The 22,505-nt window shown below is 67.3% G+C and carries 5 protein-coding genes and 2 pseudogenes; 3 read left to right on the plus strand and 4 right to left on the minus strand.

Features of this window, described 5'->3' with window-relative positions:
- Window positions 1-75: 75 nt before the first annotated feature.
- From PSm6_RS24290 to PSm6_RS24300, 3 genes are all read right to left on the minus strand, one after another.
- A complete protein-coding gene (locus tag PSm6_RS24290; RefSeq protein ID WP_265168457.1) occupies window positions 76-876 on the minus strand; it encodes a hypothetical protein in 801 nt (266 codons plus the stop codon).
- 79 nt (window positions 877-955) lie between these two features.
- The gene (locus PSm6_RS24295; protein WP_021220719.1) at window positions 956-1,270 is read right to left on the minus strand and encodes a cyclic-phosphate processing receiver domain-containing protein; all 315 of its coding nucleotides are present in this window, start codon (window positions 1,268-1,270) and stop codon (window positions 956-958) included.
- 4 nt (window positions 1,271-1,274) lie between these two features.
- Window positions 1,275-1,868: a hypothetical protein gene (locus PSm6_RS24300; RefSeq protein WP_265168458.1), complete on the minus strand. Its 594-nt coding sequence runs from the start codon at window positions 1,866-1,868 to the stop codon at window positions 1,275-1,277.
- 175 nt (window positions 1,869-2,043) lie between these two features.
- Here PSm6_RS24300 and PSm6_RS24305 point away from each other — a divergent pair, with 175 nt between their 5' ends.
- Both PSm6_RS24305 and PSm6_RS24310 read left to right on the plus strand, forming a co-directional pair.
- Complete coding sequence (locus PSm6_RS24305; protein ID WP_265168459.1) at window positions 2,044-3,450, plus strand: aspartate aminotransferase family protein; 1,407 nt, start codon at window positions 2,044-2,046, stop codon at window positions 3,448-3,450.
- Between the two features lie 170 nt (window positions 3,451-3,620).
- Window positions 3,621-4,271, plus strand: a complete 651-nt coding sequence (locus PSm6_RS24310) for a thioesterase II family protein (RefSeq protein WP_265168460.1) — start codon at window positions 3,621-3,623, stop codon at window positions 4,269-4,271.
- A 7-nt stretch (window positions 4,272-4,278) separates the two neighbouring features.
- On the opposite strand, the pseudogene PSm6_RS24315 reads toward PSm6_RS24310, so the two are convergent.
- Window positions 4,279-5,468: pseudogene (locus tag PSm6_RS24315) on the minus strand (PepSY-associated TM helix domain-containing protein).
- Between the two features lie 274 nt (window positions 5,469-5,742).
- On the opposite strand from PSm6_RS24315, the pseudogene PSm6_RS30740 reads away from it, so the two are divergent.
- A pseudogene (locus PSm6_RS30740) lies at window positions 5,743-22,467 on the plus strand (amino acid adenylation domain-containing protein); the annotation flags it as partial.
- Window positions 22,468-22,505 lie beyond the last annotated feature (38 nt).

Genomic DNA, 22,505 nt, shown 5'->3' on the forward strand with positions numbered 1-22,505 from the left:
GCCGCTATCGGCCGTGCACCCTTCGCGGCCTGGTGTTGGGGCTACCCGAGCGGGGCCGGCTATCGCGCTCCCTGCTCAGGCGTCCGCGAGCGAGACCAGCCGCTCGAGCTGGTCTTTCGCCGGCATGTAGGTGGACGAGAGCATCATCCGCTCCCAGCTGAGCATCTTCTCGGTCGCCTGGCGCTGGGCCATCGGCGAGATGTCGAAGGTCACCGAATAGCGCAGGTCGAACAGCAGCGACCAGAGTTCGGCGGGTGACTCGATGCCATCGATATGAGCGATCAGCTGCTTGTGGATCTTGCTGACCTGGGCCTTGATGTCGCTGCTCTTGTCGCCGACCGGCAGCAGCTCCCGGGCCTTGGCCCTGCACGCCTGCATGCGCTGGTGGTTGGTCGTTGAAGCCGGGTCGGTGTCGCTGTCCGTATGGCTTTCGCGCAGGTAGGTGGCGAAGAGATCGAGGTTCTTGCGCACGATCTCGATGGCCTTGTTGGTATCGGCCCGGCCCGCCACCAGGTTCACCGGCGCGCTGTTCAGGTACTTGGCGATATAGAGCATCACATCCTTGCTGTTCTTGGGGATGCGCTTGAGGTTCCGCGACTGCAAGGGCTCGACCAACACCTCGTAGAGCTTCTTGGCATCCGATCCGTACGCCTGGTTGATGGCACTGAAGACACGCTCGGCGTTCTTCCTGATCGACTGGCTCCAATGCACCATGTGGCGCCTGTCCTCGACGTCGCCCTGGCTCGAGCGCTGGTTGACCTTGATGCGCTTGGCGTTGGTGGTCCAATCCGGGCGGCCGGTCACCTTGACGTCTCCGGAAACGGGGTCGATATGGACTCTCAGCTTGCTCTTGGTTTTCTGCGGGCCTCTTGGCATGGGCGTTCCTCCCTGATGAATGCTGCAAGAGACTAGATCAGAAAGGCGCTCCTGCACCTGCCTTCAGTCCGACGTCGAGTCACCCGGCCCAGGGCTGGCGGTTGCGCCGGGCCAGGGCTTCGATGGCGCGGACCCCGGCCTGCATCTTCAGCACTGCCGAGGAATTGGCCGAATGCACGTGGATGCGTGGCGGCACGAAGCCATGCAGGGCGACGGCTTCCTCGATCCACAGGATCACGTCGTAGCCGGTGCCGCGTTCGTCGTCGCCCAGGTCGTGGTCCAGGCTCAGCTCGCTGACCTGGCCCGTTTTCAACAGCGCGATCACCTCGTCCGGCCACCCGGTGCGGACCCAGCCGTCGGGGGTGGTGCGTTCGTCGTCCAGATAGACCTTCATCGCCTCAGGCTCCTGTTGCCCAGCTGTAGAGCAGCCAGGTGTCGTGGGTTTCGCAGAAATAGAGCTTCTCGTTCCAGCTGTCCTGCAAGGCCAGCGCTGGCGCGATCAACGGTTCGGGGAGGATCGGGGTGTCCAGCGGTTGCGGCTGGCCGTCGCGGAAGATGCCCCAGCGGCCGCCGTGATAAGGGCGGCCGGTATCGGCATGCCGCGCCAGGATGGCGCTGCGGATGGTGTCTCCCAGGCTGGTGATCTCCAGGGTCGCCTTGTCGATATCGACGCGAGTGGGCTGGGCGTTGGCGAGCTCTGGGAGCAGCCAGCGCTCCATCAGGTCTCCGACATGCTCGGGAGTCGTCTCCTCCATCGCCCACTCTTCCACCTGATGCAGCTCGCGATTGAGAAGTGCGATCAGGCCCTCGGCGGGCGTTGCGGCCTGCGCCTTGCCACAGTAATAGAACCTGGCGTCACAGAGACCTTCATCCCGGGTACGAAACTCCAGCGCCTCCACAGGGGTGGTCAAGGCGTGCAGAAGGCACTGGCGCATCAGGCCGGGCGCGGCCAGCAGTTCCTCCACCAGGGAGCGGTCCAGATTCGATTCCATTCAGCGTGCAGCCAGCCGGGAGTGTGCAGGGCTGCGAAGTTTATCTTGCGCTGCATATCGCTTCACGCATTGCGTCTAAATCCCCACCGTCGCCCATCGTCTCCTCTGCACAAGGCCGAGAAGCGCCACAAGCGCACGGCCCGGAGCTTGATGCCACTTTATCGAGGGTCGAAGGATGCAAGCCGCTACCAGCCTCAATGCCAGCCTGCCGCTGGCCGCTGAAGAAGAGACGCTCTACCAGTTCGAGGAATCGCCGCTGCTGGCCCGCCAGAAGCAGCAGGAGTCCAATGCCCGCAGCTACCCCCGGCGCATCCCCCTGGCGCTTAAGCGCGCGCGCGGGCTCTATGTCGAGGACGTGGAAGGCCGCACCTTCATCGATTGCCTGGCCGGTGCCGGCACCCTGGCCCTGGGCCACAACCACCCGGTGGTGATCGATGCCATCCGCCAGGTGCTGGCCGACGAGCTGCCCCTGCACACCCTGGACCTCACCACCCCGGTGAAGGACCAGTTCGTCCAGGACCTCTTTGGCCTGCTGCCCGAGGGCCTGGCCCGCGAGGCGAAGATCCAGTTTTGCGGCCCCACCGGGACCGACGCCGTGGAAGCCGCGCTGAAGCTGGTGCGCACCGCCACCGGGCGCAGCACCATCCTCTCGTTCCAGGGCGGCTACCACGGCATGAGCCAGGGCGCCCTGGGGCTGATGGGCAACCTGGGGCCGAAGAAGGCCCTGGGCGCGGTGCTCGGCAACGGCGTGCAGTTCGCCCCCTATCCCTACGATTACCGCTGCCCCTTCGGCATCGGTGGTGAGGCCGGCGTGCGCGCCAACCTGCACTACCTGGAGAACCTGCTCAGTGACCCGGAGGCCGGCGTGCTGCTGCCCGCCGCCGTGATAGTCGAAGCGGTGCAGGGCGAGGGCGGCGTGGTGCCGGCGGACATCGAATGGCTGCGCGGCCTGCGTCGCATCACCGAAAAGGCCGGTGTGGCGCTGATCGTCGACGAGATCCAGAGTGGCTTCGGCCGCACCGGCAAGATGTTCGCCTTCGAGCATGCCGGCATCATCCCCGACGTGGTGGTGCTGTCCAAGGCCATCGGTGGCAGCCTGCCGCTGGCGGTGATGGTCTATCGCGAATGGCTCGACGTCTGGGGTCCGGGCGCCCACGCCGGCACCTTCCGGGGCAACCAGATGGCCATGGCTGCCGGCTCGGCGGTGTTGCGCTACCTCAAGGAGCACGACATCCCCGGTCACGCCGCCGCCATGGGCGAGCGCCTGGTCGGTCACCTGCGCGAGCTGCAGCGCGACTACCCGCAGCTGGGCGACATCCGTGGCCGCGGGCTGATGCTCGGCGTCGAGCTGGTGGACCCGTCCGGCCCGCCCGACGCCCTCGGCCACCCCCCGACCTTCAACGCCCTGGCCTCGCGCCTGCAGGCGCAGTGCCTGAAGCGAGGGCTGATCCTCGAACTGGGTGGTCGCCATGGCAGCGTGGTGCGCTTCCTGCCGCCGCTGATCATCACCGCCGAGCAGGTGGATGAAGTCGCCCGCCGCTTTGCCCGAGCGCTGGCGGCTGCCCTCGTCGAACCGGCCTGAGTCACACGCCCTGGCCACACCAGGCCGCAGCGCTTCCCCGGGAAGCGCTGCGGCCATCTTGTTCCTGACGAGTCGAAACAATGAGTTCCGTACCTGATCGCGATGACCTTCCGTCCCTTGCCCTGTGTGCACGGATGGCTGGCCCGGCAGCGGGCTGAATGACGCCCGCGATGCAACTGTTCTGTGTCGCCTGTCCTGGCGCCGGCACAGCGGACTACCTCGCCTGGGGTGCCTGCCTGCCGGCCTGGGTGCAGGTGCGCCCCTTGCCACTGCCCGAGGTGCAGGCGTTGCCCATTGCCGCTCCGACTGCTGTCGCGAGGCACCTGGCGCGCGGGCTGGAGCTGGATGTGCGGCGTATGCCCTATGCGGTGGTCGGGCACGGCTTCGGCGCGGTGCTGGCCTGCGAAATGCTCTATGCCCTGCGTGAGCGGGGTGCGCGCGCCGCGCTGGGCCTGTTCGCCCTGGGTTCGGTGGCGCCTTCACGCTGGGCTGAATACGAGTGCAGTCTCGAGTGCTGGCGGCGCGCCCCTGAAGGTGCGCGGTGGCCGGCCCTGCGCGCCGCCCGGTCGGGGTACACGAGCTACCGGCACCAGCCGCGCACGCCGCTGAGTTGCCCCATCCATGTGCTTGCCGGGGTGGACGACGGCCCGCGCAAGGCGCAGCTCAAGGCCTGGAGCGAAGAGACCGCCGGCAGGCTGCACCTCCGGCTCTTCGAGGGCGACCATCGCTTCATCCGCGACCGGCAAGCCGACGTGCTCGCCTACCTCGGCCAGCAGCTGGACGGGTTCGCCGAGCGCTGGTCCGGCGCCGAAGCCATCTGACTGCGCGCTATTCCCCGCAGAGCACCTGTTGTTCCCGCGTCGCCTGGATGCTGGCCAGGCGCTGGTTGCGCTTCACCAGTGCCAGGGTCGCCTGGGCGGTGCGCTTGCTCCAGATCAGGAAGCCGCTGAGCACCATCAGGCTGAGGATCAGGCCGAAGGCGAACCAGATCAGCTTGCTCCAGAGACCACCGAAGTCGCCGGTGTGCAGCGGGTGCATCGACTCGGTGATGAACTCCAGGGGCGAGCGGTCCCCCAGCCTGCGTACCGCCACCACCTGGCCATCGAAGGGGTTCAGGGCCACCGATTGGTACATCAGCGGGTAGTTGCTGCTGCCGTAGATGTACAGGGCGCTGTAGGCGTCTTCGGGGAAGTACAGCGCCTCGGCTTCCAGCGAAGGAATGGTCTGGCTGGCGATGGCCACGGCACGCTCCAGTTCGATCCGCGCCACGGGTTTGCCCGGTGTGGCGATGGGTACGGCATCACGGGCGAGCACCGGCGGTATGCCCTCGCTGGACAGGGTGATGTGGTTGTCGGAAAGAATCGCCTGGACCAGGAACCACAGGCCGGTGATGGCGATCACCGCGATGAACCAGATCGACCAGATGCCGCTCAGGCGGTGAAAGTCCCCCAGAAGATGCGCGCGCCCTGGTCGAAGCGCAGGCGCGGCGTCAGGAAACCCTTCCAGAAGCGCTTGTAGACCACCAGGCCGGTGACCAGCGACGCCAGCATCGGCAGGCCCAGCAGCGACACCAGGTACCAGCCCCAGCTGTAACCGTTGCTGAACGGCACCAGCCACCAGCCATGCAGGGCGCGGGTGAACTGGCGGAAGTCGAAGCTCGAGCTGCGCCCCTGGATCGCCCCCGTATACGGGTTCACATAGAGCCTGGCCACGCTGGTGTCGGGGTAGCTGACATCCACCAGCAAGGCGAAGTGGTCCTCGCCCGGCCGGCGGATCGCGCTGATCACGGCGTCGGGTTGGGCGGAGTGGAGGCGCGAAACGATCTGGTCGTAGCCCATGCGCTGCTGCCCGGCCTCCGTCTTGCTCGCACGCACCTCCGGCTTGGCCAGCCACACCAGCTCCTGGCTCACCACCGCCAGGGTGCCGGTCACGCAGACGATCAGCATGAAGCACCAGATGGGCATGGCCAGCCAGCTGTGAACGAGAAACCAGAGGCGGGAGCGGGACTTCTTCGGCATGGGTCGGGGCTGTTCCTGGAGGAAGGCGACGCTTCGCTGATTCGCCGCCTGAGGCGGCGCTGCTCTATGAACGAGCGAGAGTGCGCAAAATTTATGGCCCCGGTACGGGTGGCCTCCTGGCAGGCCTTGCCGGACTGCGTTTTGCCCAGTCCGGGTCGGCTGCCATCCGCTATCCGGTGCCGATGTCACCCAGGTAATTTTCCGCGCCTGCCGTCCGTTCTCCTTGAGCAATCGAGCACTCAATGCGTGCTGCCCACGTGTACGGAAAAGACAGATGAACGCAGAAGACTCCCTGAAACTCGCCCGCCGTTTTATCGAGCTGCCTCTGGAAAAACGCCGGATGTTCCTGGAGAGCCTGCGCGGCGAAGGGATCGACTTCTCGGTCTTTCCGATCCCCGCTGGTGTCGAGCATGTCGACAGCCGTCGCCCGTCCTATGCGCAGCAGCGCATGTGGTTCCTCTGGCAGCTGGACCCGCAAAGCGGCGCCTATAACCTGCCCAGCGCAGTGCGCCTGAATGGCCCCCTGGATAGGGCCGCGCTGGAGCGCGCCTTCGCCGGCCTGGTGGCGCGGCATGCCTCGTTGCGCACGGTGTTCGACGCGGCCGACGAGACGCTGCAGCTGCGCCCCTTGCAGCAACCGCTGGTCGTGGCGTTCGAGGATTGCAGTGCCTGGGCCGAGCACGCCCGGGAAGAACACCTGCGTCAGGAGGCCCTGGCCGAATCCTTGCGCCCGTTCGATCTGGAGCGGGGGCCGCTATTACGGGTAAGGCTGATCCGCCTGGAGGCTGAGCAGCATGTGCTGCTGCTGACCCTGCACCACATCGTCTCCGATGGCTGGTCGATGAATATCCTGATCGACGAGCTCGGCCGCCTCTATGCCGCCGACGTCGAGGGGCGCGAGGCCGGCTTGCCGGCGCTGCCCATCCAGTACGCCGACTACGGCCTGTGGCAGCGCAGCTGGCTGGAAGCCGGCGAGCAGGAGCGTCAGCTGGCGTACTGGCGTGCCGCCCTGGGTGGCCAGCAGCCGGTGCTGGAGCTGCCCACCGACCACCCGCGCCCGGCCCGTGCCAGCTACCGCGGCCACCGTCATGACTTCACCGTCCCGGCGCCCCTGGCCGAAGCCCTGCGCAGCGCCGCCCGGGAGCAGGGGCTGACCCTCTTCATGCTGTTGCTGGCGGGCTTCGAGGTGCTGCTGCAGCGCTACAGCGGCCAGGCCGACCTGCGTATCGGCGTGCCCATCGCCAATCGCAACCGCGCCGAAGTGGAAGGGCTGATCGGCCTCTTCGTCAACACCCAGGTGCTGCCAGCCCACTTCGAGCCGGGCTTGCAGGTGCAGGCGCTTCTGGCCCAGGTCCGCGAATGCGTGCTCGGCGCCCAGGCTCACCAGGAACTGCCCTTCGAGCGCCTGGTGGAAGACCTGGGCGTGGCGCGCAACCTCAGCCATGCACCGCTGTTCCAGGTGATGTTCAACCACCAGCCGAACGTCGCGGATATCGAGGCCATGGGCGCGGTGGGAGGCCTGCGCTTCGCGCCACTCGACTGGCGCAGCCGCACGGCCCAGTTCGACCTCAGCCTGGATACCTACGAAAAGGGCGGCCAACTGCACGCCGCGCTGACCTACGCCACCGACCTGTTCGAGGCCGCGACCATCGAACGCATGGCCGGCCATTGGCTGGGCCTGCTGGAGGCCATCCTCGCCCAGCCCGACGCACCCATCGCTGAGCTATCTATGCTCTCGCCGGCAGAGCGCGAGGCCCAGTTACACGGCTGGAACGCCACCGCCACCGACTACCCGCTGACTACCCCGGTTCACCACCTGATCGAAGCCCAGGTGCTGCGCAATCCCGATGTGCCGGCTCTGGCCTTTGGCGCTGAAACGCTCAGCTACGCCGAACTCAACCGCCGCGCCAACCGCCTGGCCCACGCGCTGATCGCTCGTGGCGTGGGGCCGGACAGCCTGGTGGGCATCGCCGTCGAGCGTTCCATCGAGATGGTCGTGGGCTTGCTGGCCATTCTCAAAGCCGGTGGCGCCTATGTGCCGCTGGACCCGGAATACCCGGCCGAGCGCCTGACCTACATGCTCGACGACAGCGCCGTGAAACTGCTGCTGAGCCAGTCGCACCTGGACCTGCCACTGGCGGCAGGCGTGCAGCGTATCGATCTGGATCAGGCGCTACTGGGTGACTTCCCGGAGACCAATCCCGGTGTCGTGCTCGATGCTGAAAACCTCGCCTATGTGATCTACACCTCCGGCTCCACCGGCAAGCCCAAGGGCGCTGGCAACCGTCATTCCGCCCTGACCAACCGGCTGTGTTGGATGCAGCAGGCCTATGGCCTTAACGGTGATGACACCGTTCTGCAAAAGACCCCCTTCAGCTTCGACGTATCGGTCTGGGAGTTCTTCTGGCCGCTGATGACCGGCGCTCGTCTGGTCGTGGCTGCTCCTGGCGACCACCGTGACCCGGCCAAGCTGGTGGCGCTGATCGAGCAGGAGCGGGTCAGCACGCTGCACTTCGTGCCGTCGATGCTGCAGGCCTTCCTGCTCGACCCGCAGGTAGAGCGTTGCAGCAGCCTCAAACGCATCGTCTGCAGCGGTGAAGCGCTACCGGTGGATGCCCAACAACAGGTATTTGCTCGCCTGCCGCAGGCCGGCCTGTACAACCTCTACGGCCCGACTGAAGCGGCCATCGACGTCACCCACTGGACCTGCCGCGATGAAGGCAAAGACGGTGTGCCCATCGGCCAGCCGATCGCCAACCTCGGTTGCTACATCCTCGACAGCAATCTGGAGCCAGTGCCTGTTGGTGTGCTCGGCGAGCTGTACCTGGCAGGTGCTGGCTTGGCCCGGGGTTACCACCGTCGCCCGGCGCTGACTGCCGAACGCTTTGTCGCCAACCCCTTCGTCGCTGGCGAGCGCATGTACCGCACCGGCGACCTGGCCCGTTACCGCCCGGACGGCGTGATCGAATATGCCGGCCGCATCGACCATCAAGTGAAAATCCGTGGCCTGCGCATCGAACTGGGCGAGATCGAAGCCCGTTTGATGGAACTGGCTGAAGTCCGCGAAGCCGTGGTGCTGGCGGTCGACCAGCGCCTGGTGGGCTATGTAGTGCCTGCTCAAGGCGATCTGGACACCGAATCCCTGGCCAGCCAGCTGCGCCAGGGACTGCCGGACTACATGGTCCCCGCCCAGTGGGTGCTGCTGGAGTCCATGCCCCTAAGCCCCAACGGCAAACTGGAGCGCAAGGCGCTGCCGCAACCCGAGGCTGGGCAATCGCGCAAGGAATACGTGGAACCCCAGGAAGGCCTGGAACGCCAGCTGGCAGATATCTGGCAGGCCCTGCTCGGTGTCGAGCGGGTCGGCCGTCATGACGGTTTCTTCGAGCTGGGCGGGCACTCCTTGCTGGCCACCCAGGTGGTGTCGCGCGCTCGGCAGCAGCTGCAGCGCGAGGTGTCGCTGCGCACCCTGTTCGAGCACCCGCAACTCAGCGAGTTTGCCCGCGCCATCGGGCAACCGCTGGTCCAGGCCGAGCCGCCGCTGCTGCCGATCTCCCGGGAACAGCCGCTACCGCTGTCCTATGCCCAGGAGCGCCAGTGGTTCCTCTGGCAGCTGGAGCCGGAAAGCGCCGCGTACCACATCCCCTCGGCGCTGCGCCTGAAGGGCGAGCTGGATATTGCGGCCCTGGAGCGGGCCTTCAGCGACCTGATCGCCCGGCATGAGTCGCTGCGCACGCACTTCGTTCAAGAGGGTGAGCACCTCTGGCAGGTGGTGGAGGCGCCGCAGGCGGTCTCCCTGGTGGTGGAGGCACTGGCCCCGGCAGCGCTGGACAACGCCATCGCCCAGGAAGCGCGCCGGACCTTCGACCTGCGCCAGGGCCCGCTGCTGCGGGTGCGTGTGTGGCGCCTGGCAGCGGATGAGCACGTGCTGCTGCTGACCCAGCACCACATCGTGTCCGATGCCTGGTCGATGCGGGTAATGGTGGATGAACTGCTGGCGCTCTACGCCGCTGGCCGCCGTGATGAGGCCGTTGCCTTGCCGCCGCTGGCGATCCAGTACGCCGACTACGCCGCCTGGCAGCGCCAGTGGATGGGCTCCGAGGCGCGCCGTCGCCAACTGGATTACTGGGTGGCACAACTGGGTGGGCATGCCCCGACGCTGGAGCTGCCCACCGACCATGCGCGCCCCGCTGAGCGCAACAGACGGGCAGCCCGCCTGGACCTGGACCTTGGCGACGCGTTCGCACACTCGATCCGTACCTGTGCCCGGGAGCAGGGCGGCACGCCGTTCATGCTCCTGCTGGTGGCCTTCCAGGTGCTGTTGGCGCGCTACAGAGGCCAGGGCGATATCCGCATCGGCGTGCCCATCGCCAACCGCAACCGCCTGGAAACCGAAGGCCTGATCGGCTTCTTCGTGAATACCCAGGTGCTCAAGGCGCAGGTGGACGAACAGTCGACCTTCAGCCAGCTTCTGCAGCAGGTCCGGCAGACCACGCTGGATGCCCAGGCCAACCAGGACCTGCCATTCGAGCAGCTCGTCGAAGCCTTGCAGCCCGAGCGCAGCCTAGGTCGCAGCCCGCTGTTCGAGGTGCTGTTCAACTACCAGCATGACCTCTACGCACAACGGCCCGAGCTGCCGGGGCTGGCCTTCGAACAGATTGCCGTGGACGGCCGCGACGCGCAGTTCGACCTGAGCCTGGATATCGTCGACGGCGCAGGCCTGCAGGCGATCTTCACCTACGCCACCGACCTGTTCGAAGCCGCCACCGTAGAGCGCCTGGCCGTCCACTGGCGCAACCTGCTCACCGCCATGGTCGCCCACCCGAACCAGCGCCTGGCCGAGCTGCCGATGCTGTCGAGTGCCGAGCAGCAAGCCAACCTGCAGGCCTGGAACCCCGCGCCCGCGCGCTTCCCGGTGGACGCTTGCCTGCACCAACTGTTCGAACAGCGTGCCGCCGAAGCGCCGGATTCCATTGCCCTGAGCTTCGAGGGCCAGACCCTGGCCTATGGCGAGCTCAACCGCCGTGCCAACCGCCTGGCCCACCGTTTGATCGCCGAGGGCGTGCAGCCTGACAGCCTGGTCGGCCTGGCCGCCGGCCGTGGCCTGGAAGTGATCGTTGGCCTGCTGGCCATCCTCAAGGCCGGTGGCGCCTATGTGCCCCTGGACCCGGCCTACCCGGAAGATCGCCTGGCCTTCCTGATCGAAGACAGCGGTCTTAGCCTGCTGCTGGCCGAAGACAGTGCTCGTGAGCGTCTGGTCATTCCTGAGCAGGTCCGGGTTCTGTCCCTGGAGCCCGACGATGGCCAGGGTCGCGACGACAACCCCAATGTCGCCCTCAGCCCCGCCAACCTGGCCTATGTCATCTACACCTCCGGCTCCACCGGCCAGCCCAAGGGCGCACTGCTCAGCCATGCCAACGCCATGCGCCTGTTCACCGCCACCGATGCCTGGTTCAACTTCGGGCCGCAGGATGTCTGGAGCCTGTTCCATTCCTTCGCCTTCGACTTCTCGGTGTGGGAAATCTTCGGCGCGTTGCTGTACGGCGGCCGCCTGGTGATCGTCCCGCAGTGGGTGACCCGTTCGCCCGATGAGTTCCACGCATTGCTTTGCCGTGAAGGCGTCACCGTGCTGAACCAGACGCCGTCTGCGTTCAAGGCGCTGATGGGCGTGGCTTGTGCGGCGAACGATCAGGCCTCGGCGCTGCGCTATGTGGTGTTCGGTGGTGAAGCACTGGAAGTAAAAGGCCTGGCGCCCTGGTTCGAACGCTTTGGCGACGCCCAGCCGCGCCTGGTGAATATGTACGGCATCACCGAAACCACGGTGCATGTGACCTGGCGGCCGCTGTCCATCGACGACCTGCAACAGGGCGCCAGCAGCCCCATTGGTGAGGCCATTCCTGACCTCACTTGGTACCTGCTCGACGGCGCGCTTAATCCGGTGGCCCAGGGCTGCACCGGTGAGCTGTATGTCGGCGGCCCAGGCCTGGCTCGTGGCTACCTGAAGCGCCCCGGCCTGAGCGCCACGCGCTTTGTGCCGGACCCGTTCTCGGCGCAGGGCGAGCGGCTGTACCGCACCGGCGACCTGGCGCGCTACCGCAACGACGGTGTGATCGAGTACATCGGCCGGCTGGACCAGCAGGTGAAAATCCGTGGCTTCCGTATCGAGTTGGGCGAGATCGAAGCGCAGCTTTTGGCGCACCCCTCGATTCGCGAGGCGGCAGTGTTGGCCCAGGACGGCAACGGCGGCCCGCAGCTGGTGGCTTACCTGGTGCGCAGCAGCGACCTCGACGAAGCCGCTCTGCGTGACGCCCTGAAGGCGCATCTGCGCGAACACCTGCCGGATTACATGGTGCCGGCGCACCTGCTGTTCCTCGACCACCTGCCCCTGACCACCAACGGCAAGCTCGACCGCAAGGCCCTGCCGGCACTGGATGCTGCCCTGCAGCAGCGCGCCTATGAGGCGCCCGCAAGCGAGTTGGAACAGCGCCTGGCAGACATCTGGCAGGCCCTGCTGGGCCTGGAACGGGTGGGCCGCCACGACAACTTCTTCGAGCTGGGAGGCCACTCCCTGCAACTGGTCATGCTGTCGTCGCGCCTGCGCGACGACCTGGGCATCGAGGTGCCCCTGCGTGACTTCTACCTGGCCCGGACCCTGGCCGAGCTGGCGGCCTACCTGGAGCCCAGGCTGGGCGCGGGCGGGCTGGACGATGAGTACGACATGATTTTCGACGCGCTGGACGAACTGGAGAAAGATGATGCTTAAGCAAGGCGCCGCACGGGATATCCGCGCTGAGGAACTGATCGAGCGCCTGCGTGGTCTGGACGCCGGCAAGCGTCGGCAGTTCTTCGCCAAGCTGCGCCAGATGGGCATCGACGTGGCGCGCCTGCCCATCGTCCCGGCCTGCGAGCGCGGCCGCCATGGGCTGTCCTATGCGCAGCAGCGGCAATGGTTCCTCTGGAAGCTCGACCCGCACAGCGCCGCCTACCACATTCCGGTGGTGCTGCGACTCCAGGGCGCGGTAGATGCCGGCGCGCTGGAACAGGCCTTCCATGGGCTTATCGACCGTCATGAAAGCCTGCGCACCCGCTTCGTCGAAGAAGACGGCGAGGTCCACCAGCAGATCGAAGAGGCGCTCGACTTCACGCTGGACGTCACCCGCCTGCAGGCCGGGGCAGGGCAAGAACACGTGCTGAACGACTACCTGGAAGCGCGCATCCTCGAACCCTTCGATCTCGAAAAGGGCCCGCTGATCCGCGCGGCACTGGCGTGCACGGGGAGGCGGAGCAGGTGCTGGTGGTGGTGCTCCATCACAGCATCACCGATGGCTGGTCCATGGGCGTGATGGTCGATGACCTGCTGGCGCTCTACAAAGCCGCCGTCGAGCACACGGCGGCGCAGCTCGAACCCCTGCCGATCCAGTTCCGCGACTACGCCGCCTGGCAGCGCCAATGGCTGGAAGCCGGTGAGCGCGAACGCCAGCTGGGCTGGTGGAAGGAGCGCCTAGGGGAAGGCCGGGCGCTGCTCGAACTGCCCACCGACCACGCGCGCCCCCCGGTGCAGAGCCACCGTGGCGCCCGTTTCGACGTTCCGCTGCCGGCCCGACTGGCCGCTGCCCTGAGGGCGCTCGCTCGTAGCCAGGACACCACGCTGTTCTCGCTGCTCCTGGCGTCGTTCCAGGTGCTGCTGCACCGCTACAGCGGCCAGGCCGAGGTGCGCGTGGGTGTGCCCATGGCCAACCGCAACCGCCGGGAAAGCGAGCGGCTGATCGGGCTGTTCATCAACACCCAGGTGTTCCAGGGCGTGATGCATGGCCACACCCGCTTCAGCGAGCTGCTGCAGCAACTGCAACAGATGGGGCTGGAGGCGCAGGCCTACCAGGACCTGCCCTTCGAACAACTGGTGGAGGCGCTGCAGCCCGAGCGCAGCCTCAGCCACAACCCGCTGTTCCAGGTGATGTACAACCACCAGGCCAAGGGCGGCGCACTTGCCGGCTTGCCCGGCCTGGCGGTGGAAAGCCTGACCTGGGACAGCGGCACCGCGCAGCTGGACCTGACCCTGGAAACCTGTGATGAAGGCGATGGCCTGAGCGCCAGCCTGGTGTACGCCACCGACCTGTTCGAAGCCGCGACCATCGAACGCATGGCCGGCCATTGGCTGGGCCTGCTGGAGGCCATCCTCGCCCAGCCCGACGCACCCATCGCTGAGCTATCTATGCTCTCGCCGGCAGAGCGCGAGGCCCAGTTACACGGCTGGAACGCCACCGCCACCGACTACCCACTGACTACCCCGGTTCACCATCTGATCGAAGCCCAGGTGTTGCGCAATCCCGATGCGCCGGCTCTGGCCTTTGGCGCTGAAACGCTCAGCTACGCCGAACTCAACCGCCGCGCCAACCGCCTGGCCCACGCGCTGATCGCTCGTGGCGTGGGGCCGGACAGCCTGGTGGGCATCGCCGTCGAGCGTTCCATCGAGATGGTCGTGGGCTTGCTGGCCATTCTCAAAGCCGGTGGCGCCTATGTGCCGCTGGACCCGGAATACCCGGCCGAGCGCCTGACCTACATGCTCGACGACAGCGCCGTGAAACTGCTGCTGAGCCAGTCGCACCTGGACCTGCCACTGGCGGCAGGCGTGCAGCGTATCGATCTGGATCAGGCGCTACTGGGTGACTTCCCGGAGACCAATCCCGGTGTCACGCTCGATGCTGAAAACCTCGCCTATGTGATCTACACCTCCGGCTCCACCGGTAAACCCAAGGGGCCGGTAACCGCCACTCTGCACTGACCAACCGCCTGTGCTGGATGCAGCAAGCCTATGGTTTGGATGCCAGCGACAGCGTGCTGCAAAAGACGCCGTTCAGCTTCGATGTCTCGGTGTGGGAGTTCTTTTGGCCGCTGATGACGGGCGCTCGCTTGGTCGTGGCCGCCCCTGGCGACCATCGCGACCCGGCCAAGCTGGTGGCGCTGATCGAACAGGAGCGGGTAAGCACGCTGCACTTCGTGCCCTCGATGCTGCAGGCCTTCCTGCTCGACCCGCAGGTAGAGCGTTGCAGCAGCCTCAAACGCATCATCTGCAGCGGTGAAGCCCTGCCGGTGGATGCGCAGCAGCAAGTGTTCGCCCGCCTGCCGCAAGCTGGTTTGTACAACCTCTATGGCCCCACCGAAGCGGCTATCGACGTCACCCACTGGACCTGCCGCGATGAAGGCAAAGACGGTGTGCCCATCGGCCAGCCGATCGCCAACCTCGGTTGCTACATCCTCGACAGCAATCTGGAGCCAGTGCCGGTGGGTGTATTGGGTGAGCTGTACCTGGCCGGCGAAGGCCTGGCCCGGGGTTACCACCGCCGCCCAGCACTGACCGCCGAACGCTTTGTCGCCAACCCCTTCGTGGCCGGCGAGCGTATGTACCGCACCGGCGACCTGGCCCGTTATCGCCCGGACGGCGTGATCGAATACGCCGGCCGCATCGACCACCAGGTGAAAATCCGTGGCCTGCGCATCGAACTGGGCGAAATCGAAGCCCGTTTGATGGAACTGGCTGAAGTCCGCGAAGCGGTGGTGCTGGCGGTCGACCAGCGCCTTGTTGGCTATGTGGTCCCGGCGCAGGTCGATCTGGACACCGAACAACTGGCCAGTCAGCTGCGCCAGGGGCTGCCGGACTATATGGTCCCAGCCCAGTGGGTGCTGCTGGATGCCATGCCGCTAAGTCCCAACGGCAAGCTGGAGCGCAAGGCGCTGCCACAGCCGGAAGCCGGGCAGTCGCGCAAGGCCTATGTGGCGCCAGCCACCGCGACGCAGCAGCACCTGGCTGCGATCTGGCAGGAGATTCTGGGTGTTGCGCAGGTGGGTGCGCAGGACAATTTCTTCGAACTGGGCGGCGACTCCATCGTCTCCATCCAGGTCGTCAGCCGGGCCCGGCAAAAGGGCATCCTCATCAGCCCCAAGGACCTGTTCCAGCATCAGACCATCGAGGCCCTGGCGGCCGTCGCCCGCCACGATAACGGCCCGGCAACGGTGGAGCAGGGCCCCCTGACCGGTAGCACCCCGCTGTTGCCGGCGCAGAGGATGTTCTTCGACGCCCAATGGCCGGATGCCCACCATTGGAACCAATCGGTGCTGCTGCATCCCGCGCAGCCCCTGCAGGCCGATGTGCTGGAGCAGGCGCTGGGCGCCCTGGTGCAGCGGCACGACGCGCTGCGCCTCAGGTTCACCCAGGTTTCCGGCGTTTGGCAGGCGCACTTCGCGGCGCCCGCCGGCGAACCGGTGCTGGCGCAGCGTCAACTGGCCGAACCGGCGCAGTTGGCGGCGCTGTGCGATGAGGTGCAGGGCAGCCTGGATCTGGAGCACGGGCCCTTGCTGCGCGTGGTGCTGGTCGACATGGGCGACGCCGGCCAGCGCTTGCTGGTGGTGATCCACCACCTGGCCGTGGACGGCGTGTCGTGGCGGGTGCTGTTCGACGACCTGCAACAGGCCTATGCCCAAGCTGCCCGGGCGAGGCCCCTGTCTTCGCGCCGAAGGGTGCGTCGGTCAAGGCCTGGGCCGAGCGGCTGCAGGCCCATGCCACCCGTGGGGGCGCCGAGGCTGAATTCGAGTTTTGGCAGGCCTACCTGGGCGATGCCCAACCTGGCTTGCCGCAGCAGCGCGAAGGGCGCGCCACCTACCGCCAGGCGGCCCATGCCAACGCGCACCTGGACAAGGACACCACCCGCCGCCTGCTGCAGGAGGCGCCGGCGGCCTACCGCACGCGCATCAATGATTTGCTGCTCACGGCGCTGGCCCGGGTGCTTTGCCGTTGGACCGGCAACCTCTCGGCCCTGGTGCAGCTCGAAGGGCACGGTCGCGAGGACCTGGGCGACGGGCTCGACGTCAGCCAGACCCTGGGCTGGTTCACCAGCTTCTTCCCCGTGCACCTGCACCCGCAGGGCAGCCTGGGCGACTCGATCAAGCGCATCAAGGAAGACCTGCGCAGCGTCCCGGACGGCGGCGTTGGCTTCACCGCCCTGCGCTACCTGGGGGCGGGCGAGGTGCCGGCACGGATGGCGGCCCTGCCGGCACCGAGCGTCACCTTCAACTACCTGGGCCAGCTCGATGGCAGCTTCGCTGCCGAGGGCGGCCTGTTCGTGCCGGCCAAGGAGCCCGCCGGGCGCGAGCAAAGCCTGGAGGCGCCGCTGCCCAACGGCCTGGTGCTGAACGGGCAGGTCTACGACGGCCAGCTGGCCATCGACTGGTGCTACAGCCATGAGTGCTTCGACGCGGCGACGGTTCAGGCGCTGGCCGATGACTTCGCCCACGAACTGCGCGCACTGGTCGAGCATTGCTGCGCCAGTGGCGAGCAGGGCGTGACGCCGTCCGACTTCCCGCTGATGCCGCTCACCCAGCAGCAGCTGGATGCCCTGCCGGGCCCGGTGGCGCAGCTGCAGGACATCTACCCGCTGTCGCCGATGCAGCAGGGCATGCTGTTCCACAGCCTCTACCAGGAATCGCGCGCGGAGTACGTCAACCAGCTGCGCGTGGATGCCGAGGGCCTGGAGCCGCAGCGCTTCCGCGATGCCTGGCAGCACGCGATGGACCGTCACGACGTGCTGCGCAGTGCGTTTCTCTGGCAAGCCGACATGGAGAAGCCGCTGCAGATCGTCCAGCGCCGCGTGGACATGCCCTTCGAGGTGCTCGACTGGCGGGCGCAGGCGGACAGCGCCCAGGCACTGGATGCCCTGGCGGATGACGAGCGCAACCGCGGCTTCGAACTGAGCAGCGCGCCGCTGCTGCGGATCAAGCTGGTGCAACTGGCGGAAGGCCGTTGCCACCTGGTCCTGACCCATCACCACATCCTGGTGGACGGCTGGAGCCTGTCCCTGCTGCTGGGCGAGGTGCTGCAGCATTACGCCGGCCAGCCGCTGCCCGGCCGCGCAGGGCGCTACGCCGACTACATCGGTTGGTTGCAACAGCGTGACGCCCAGGCCAGCGAGCAGTTCTGGCGCCCCCTGCTGGCGACCCTGGAGGAGCCGACCCGCCTGGCCAGGGCCAACCCCATGCCGTTGGCCGCCAGTGGCTACGGCGACCACCGTGTGCAGTTCGACCCTGCCCGCAGCCACGGGCTGCAAGAGGCGGCCCGACACGCCAAGGTCACCCTCAACACCCTGGTGCAAGCCGCCTGGTTGCTGCTGCTGCAGCGCTACACGGGGCAAACGACGGTGGCATTCGGTGCAACGGTCGCCGGTCGCCCGGCGGAGCTGCCGGGCATCGAAGAGCAGGTCGGCCTGTTCATCAACACGCTGCCGGTGATCGCTGCGCCGGCACCGCAGCAGAGCGTGACGCACTGGCTGGAGCAGGTGCAGGCGCTCAACCTGGAGCTGCGCGACCACGAGCACACGCCGCTGTACGAAATCCAGCGCTGGGCGGGGCAGGGCGGTGAGAGCCTGTTCGACACCCTGATGGTGTTCGAGAACTACCCCATGTCCGCCGCGCTGCAGCAAGGCGCCCCCAGGGGCTGCGCTTCGGCGAGGTGGCCAACCACGAGCGCACCAACTACCCGCTGACCCTGAGCGTCAGCCTGGAAGACGGCCTGGTCCTGGAGTTCAGCTATGACAAGGCGCACTTCACCGAGGCGGTGGTGCAGCGCCTGGCGGGCCACCTGTCGAGCCTGATCGGGCTGATGGCCGCGCAACCCCAGGCCGCGCTGGGCAGCCTGGACTACCTGGATGCCGGCGAGCGGCAGCAACTGGTCGGGCAATGGAGCAGCGCCACCCTGGATTACCCCAGCGAGCGCTTCGTGCACCAGCTGTTCGAGGACCAGGCCGGCACCACGCCGACCGCCGCGGCGCTGCTGTTCGAGAGCCGCCAGTTGTCCTATGCCGAGCTCAACGCCCGTGCCAACCGCCTGGCCCGGCACCTGATGGCGCTGGGCGTGGGGCCGGATGTGCGGGTCGGCCTCGCCGTGGAGCGCGGGCTCGACCTGGTGATCGGCCTGCTGGCGGTGCTCAAGGCCGGCGGCGCCTATGTGCCGCTGGACCCGGGCTACCCGGCCGACCGCCTGCTGTGCATGATCGAAGACAGCGGCGCGGCATTGGTCCTGACCCAGCAGCCGTTGCTGCAGACCCTGCCGATTCCCGCCGGCCTGCCGCGCCTGTGCCTGGACCGCGACGACGCCTGGCAAGGCCTCGACAGCAGCGACCCGCAGGTGCACCTGCACCCGCACAACCTGGCCTACGTCATGTTCACCTCGGGCTCGACGGGCCGGCCCAAGGGCGTGGGCATCAGCCATCAGGCCCTGGCCCGGCATGCCTGGGTGGCCCTGGACTTCTTCGACCTCGGTGCAGAAGACCGGGTGTTGCAGTTCTCCACCTTCAACTTCGACGGTTTCGTCGAGCAGCTCTACCCCGCACTGATCTGCGGGGCGGCGGTGGTGCTGCGCGGCAGCGAGATCTGGGACAGCGAAACCTTCTACCGCGAGCTGCTGGACAAACGCATCAGCGTCGTCGACCTCACCACCGCCTACTGGAGCATGATCGCCCGCGACTTCGCCGAGGTCGGCCCGCGCAGCTACGGCGCGCTGCGCCAGGTCCACAGCGGTGGCGAGGCCATGCCGCCGGAAGGGCTGTCGGCCTGGCGCCAGGCGGGGCTGGGCGCTATCCGCCTGCTCAACACCTACGGCCCCACCGAGGCCACCGTCACCGCCACCACCCTGGATTGCGCGCCCTATGTCAGCGAGGCACGGCCGTTGCCGCTGACCCTGCCCATTGGCCGGGTGCTGCCCGGGCGCAGCATCTACCTGCTGGACGAAGTGGGCTTGCCCGCGCCGGTCGGCATGATCGGCGAGCTGGTGATCGGCGGCGAGCTGCTGGCACGGGGTTACTTCAACCGCCCGGGCCTGACCGCCGAGCGCTTCATCCCCGACCCCTTCGCCAGCGAACCGGGTGCCCGCCTGTACCGCACCGGCGACCTGGCGCGCTACAACGCCGAGGGCGAAATCGAGTACGTCGGCCGCGTCGACCATCAGGTGAAGATCCGTGGCTTCCGCATCGAACTGGGCGAGATCGAAGCGCGCCTGCTGGAACAGGACAGCGTGCGCGACGCCGTGGTGCTGGCCCTGCCGGGTGCCAACGGCCTGCAGATCGTCGGCTACGTGGTGCCGCAGGAACCGGGCTTGCTGGCTGCCGATGGCGACGAGCAGGGCCGCTGGCGCGCAGCGGTGGGTGAGCGGCTCAAGGCGCAGCTGCCGGACTACATGGTCCCCGGTTGCCTGGTGCTGCTGGAAAGCTTCCCCCTGAGCCCCAACGGCAAGCTGGACCGCAAGGCCTTGCCGGCCCCCGACGCCGCCTCGCAACAACAGCGCTTCGAAGCGCCGGCCGATGAGCTGGAAGCTCGCCTGGCCGATGTCTGGCAGGACGTCCTCGGGCTGGAGCGGGTCGGCCGCGGCGACCACTTCTTCGAGCTGGGTGGCCACTCGCTGCTGGCCACCCAGGTGGTGGCGCGCCTGCGTCGCTGCATCGAGCAACCGGTGAGCCTGCGCGACCTCTTCGAGGCGCCGGTGCTCAGCGCCCTGGGCGAACGCCTGCGCAGCCGCGCAGCACAGCCGGACGCCGCACGGGCCAGTGCCCAGCCGCTGGTGACCCGACGCACCGGTGCGGCCACGCTGTCACTGGCGCAACGCCGGCTGTGGGTGATCGAGCAGTTCTCCGCCAGTGGGGCCTATGGCATGCCGATGGCTCTGCGCCTGAGCGGCGAGCTGCAGGCACCGTTGCTCGCCCAGGCGCTGAACGAGGTCATCCGCCGCCACGAAATCCTGCGCACGGCCTATGTGGCCGATGACGAGGGCGACCCTCTCGCCCTCGTCAGCGAACACCTCGCCATCGAACTGCCGTTGCTCGACCTGTCCACGCTGCCCCGCGATGAGCGCGACGCCAGGGTGGTCGCTGCGGTGGAAGACAATGCGCAAAGCCCCATCAGCCTGTTGCGCGCGCCGCTGCTGCGGGCCCGGCTGCTGCGCCTCGATGCCGAGGAGCACGTGTTGCTGTTCGCCATGCACCACATCATTTCCGATGGTTGGTCCCTGTCGATCCTGGCTGGCGAGGTGATGGAGATCTACAGCCGCCTGCGTGAGAACGACCTGGCGCCACTGCCGGAGCTGCCCCTGCAATACGCCGACTTCGCCGCCTGGCAGCAAGACCTCGAACGCAGTGGTGCCTTGCAGGCGCAGGCCGATTTCTGGGCCGCGAACCTGGCCGGCAGCTCCGGGTTGCTGGCCCTGCCGAGCGACCGGCCGCGACCGGCCAATGCCTCCCTGGCGGGGCGTGAAGTGTCGTTCGTGATCGAGCCGGCCCTTGGTCGTGGCTTGCACGAGCTCGCCCGCAGCCAGGGCACCACGCTCTACAACGTTCTGCTGGCGGCGTTCCAGGTCATGCTGCACCGCATTGGCGCCAGCGACGACATCGTCATCGGCGTGGACGTGGCCGGGCGTGGCCAGGTGGAGCTGGAAACCCTGATCGGCTTCTTCGTCAACGTGCTGCCCGTGCGCTCCCGCTACGCCGCCGCGCAGCCGTTCTCGGCCTTCCTCGCCGACACCCGGCAGGCCGCACTCAACGCTTTCGAGCACCAGGACCTGCCCTTCGACATGATCGTCGAGGCGGCTGCCGCGCCTCGCCACAAGGGCGCCAACCCGCTGGTCCAGGTGCTCTTCGTGATGAGCGACCTGCCGCTGCAGCGCCGCGCCGTCGCAGGGCTGCGGATCGAGCCGATCGAGTCGGCGACTGCCTATTCCAAGTTCGACATGGCGCTGTTCGTGGAGGCTGCCGAAGAAGGCCTGCAGGGCACCTGGCAGTTCGCCAGCGAGCTGTTCGACGTGCAGCGCATCGACGCCCTGCTAAGCGGCTGGATCGGAATTCTTAAACAGATCGTGGGCGACCCGAATATCAGATCGGAGGATATCGACATGCCAATTCACACTGCGGCCAGCGCCGAGGTGCCGGTTCGCAACAAGGCGGACAAGCTGGGCAAGTTCCTCAAGAAGGCCCAGGGCGGAACCCCGGCGAAAGCCCAGGGCCCGATCCGGGAAACCCTCGTGGTGCCCGGGCAGGATTTCCCATTGATGATGGAGCCCAGCGACCCGGGCATCGACCTGGTCGACTGGGCGAAGGCCAACCGGCCGTTGCTGGAAGCGAAGCTGGCCCGCCACGCCTCGATCCTGTTCCGTGGCTTCGCCCTGCGTGACATCCACGATTTCGAAGCCTTCGCCGAGGCGGTGCAGCCCGGGCTCTACGGCCAGTACGGCGACCTGCCGAAGAAGGAGGGCGGCAAGAACACCTACCGCTCCACGCCCTATCCCGAGCAGAAGATGATCCTGTTTCACAACGAGGGTTCGCACCAGGACCGCTGGCCGCGCAAGCAGCTGTTCTTCTGCGAGCTGCCATCGCCCATCGGCGGCGCCACGCCCATCGTCGACTGCCGGCAGATGTACCGGCAGATGCCCGAGGCCCTGCGTGACCAGTTCGAACGCAAGGGGCTGCTCTACGTGCGCACCTTCAGCAGCGACCTGGACGTGCCCTGGCAGCACTTCTTCAAGACCGAGGTGCGGGCGGAGGTCGAGGCGCGTTGCAGCGTTGCCGGCATCCAGTGGTCGTGGCTGGAGAACGACGGGCTGCAGATCCGCACGCCGTGCCCGGCGATCATCCGCCACCCGGTGACGGGGGAGAAAAGCTTCTTCAACCAGGTCCAGCTCCATCACATCCACTGCCTGGACGCCGATGTCCGTGATGACCTCCTGGCCATGTTCGGCCTGGAACGCATGCCTCGGCATGTCTACTTCGGCGACGGCTCGCCGATCAGCGACGCGATCATGCAGCAGGTCGGTGAACTCTACGAAGCCTGCGCCGTGCGCCCGGGCTGGCAGAAGGGCGATGTCCTGCTGCTCGACAACATGCTGGCGGCCCACGCCCGCGACCCCTTCGAGGGGCCGCGGAAGATCGTGGTCGCCATGAGTGAAATGTTCGATCGCCGCGAACTCGAACAGCCGTCCGGGGCGCAGGCGAACACGGAAACAAACGAGGT

Source organism: Pseudomonas solani (assembly GCF_026072635.1).
Taxonomy (GTDB): domain Bacteria; phylum Pseudomonadota; class Gammaproteobacteria; order Pseudomonadales; family Pseudomonadaceae; genus Metapseudomonas; species Metapseudomonas solani.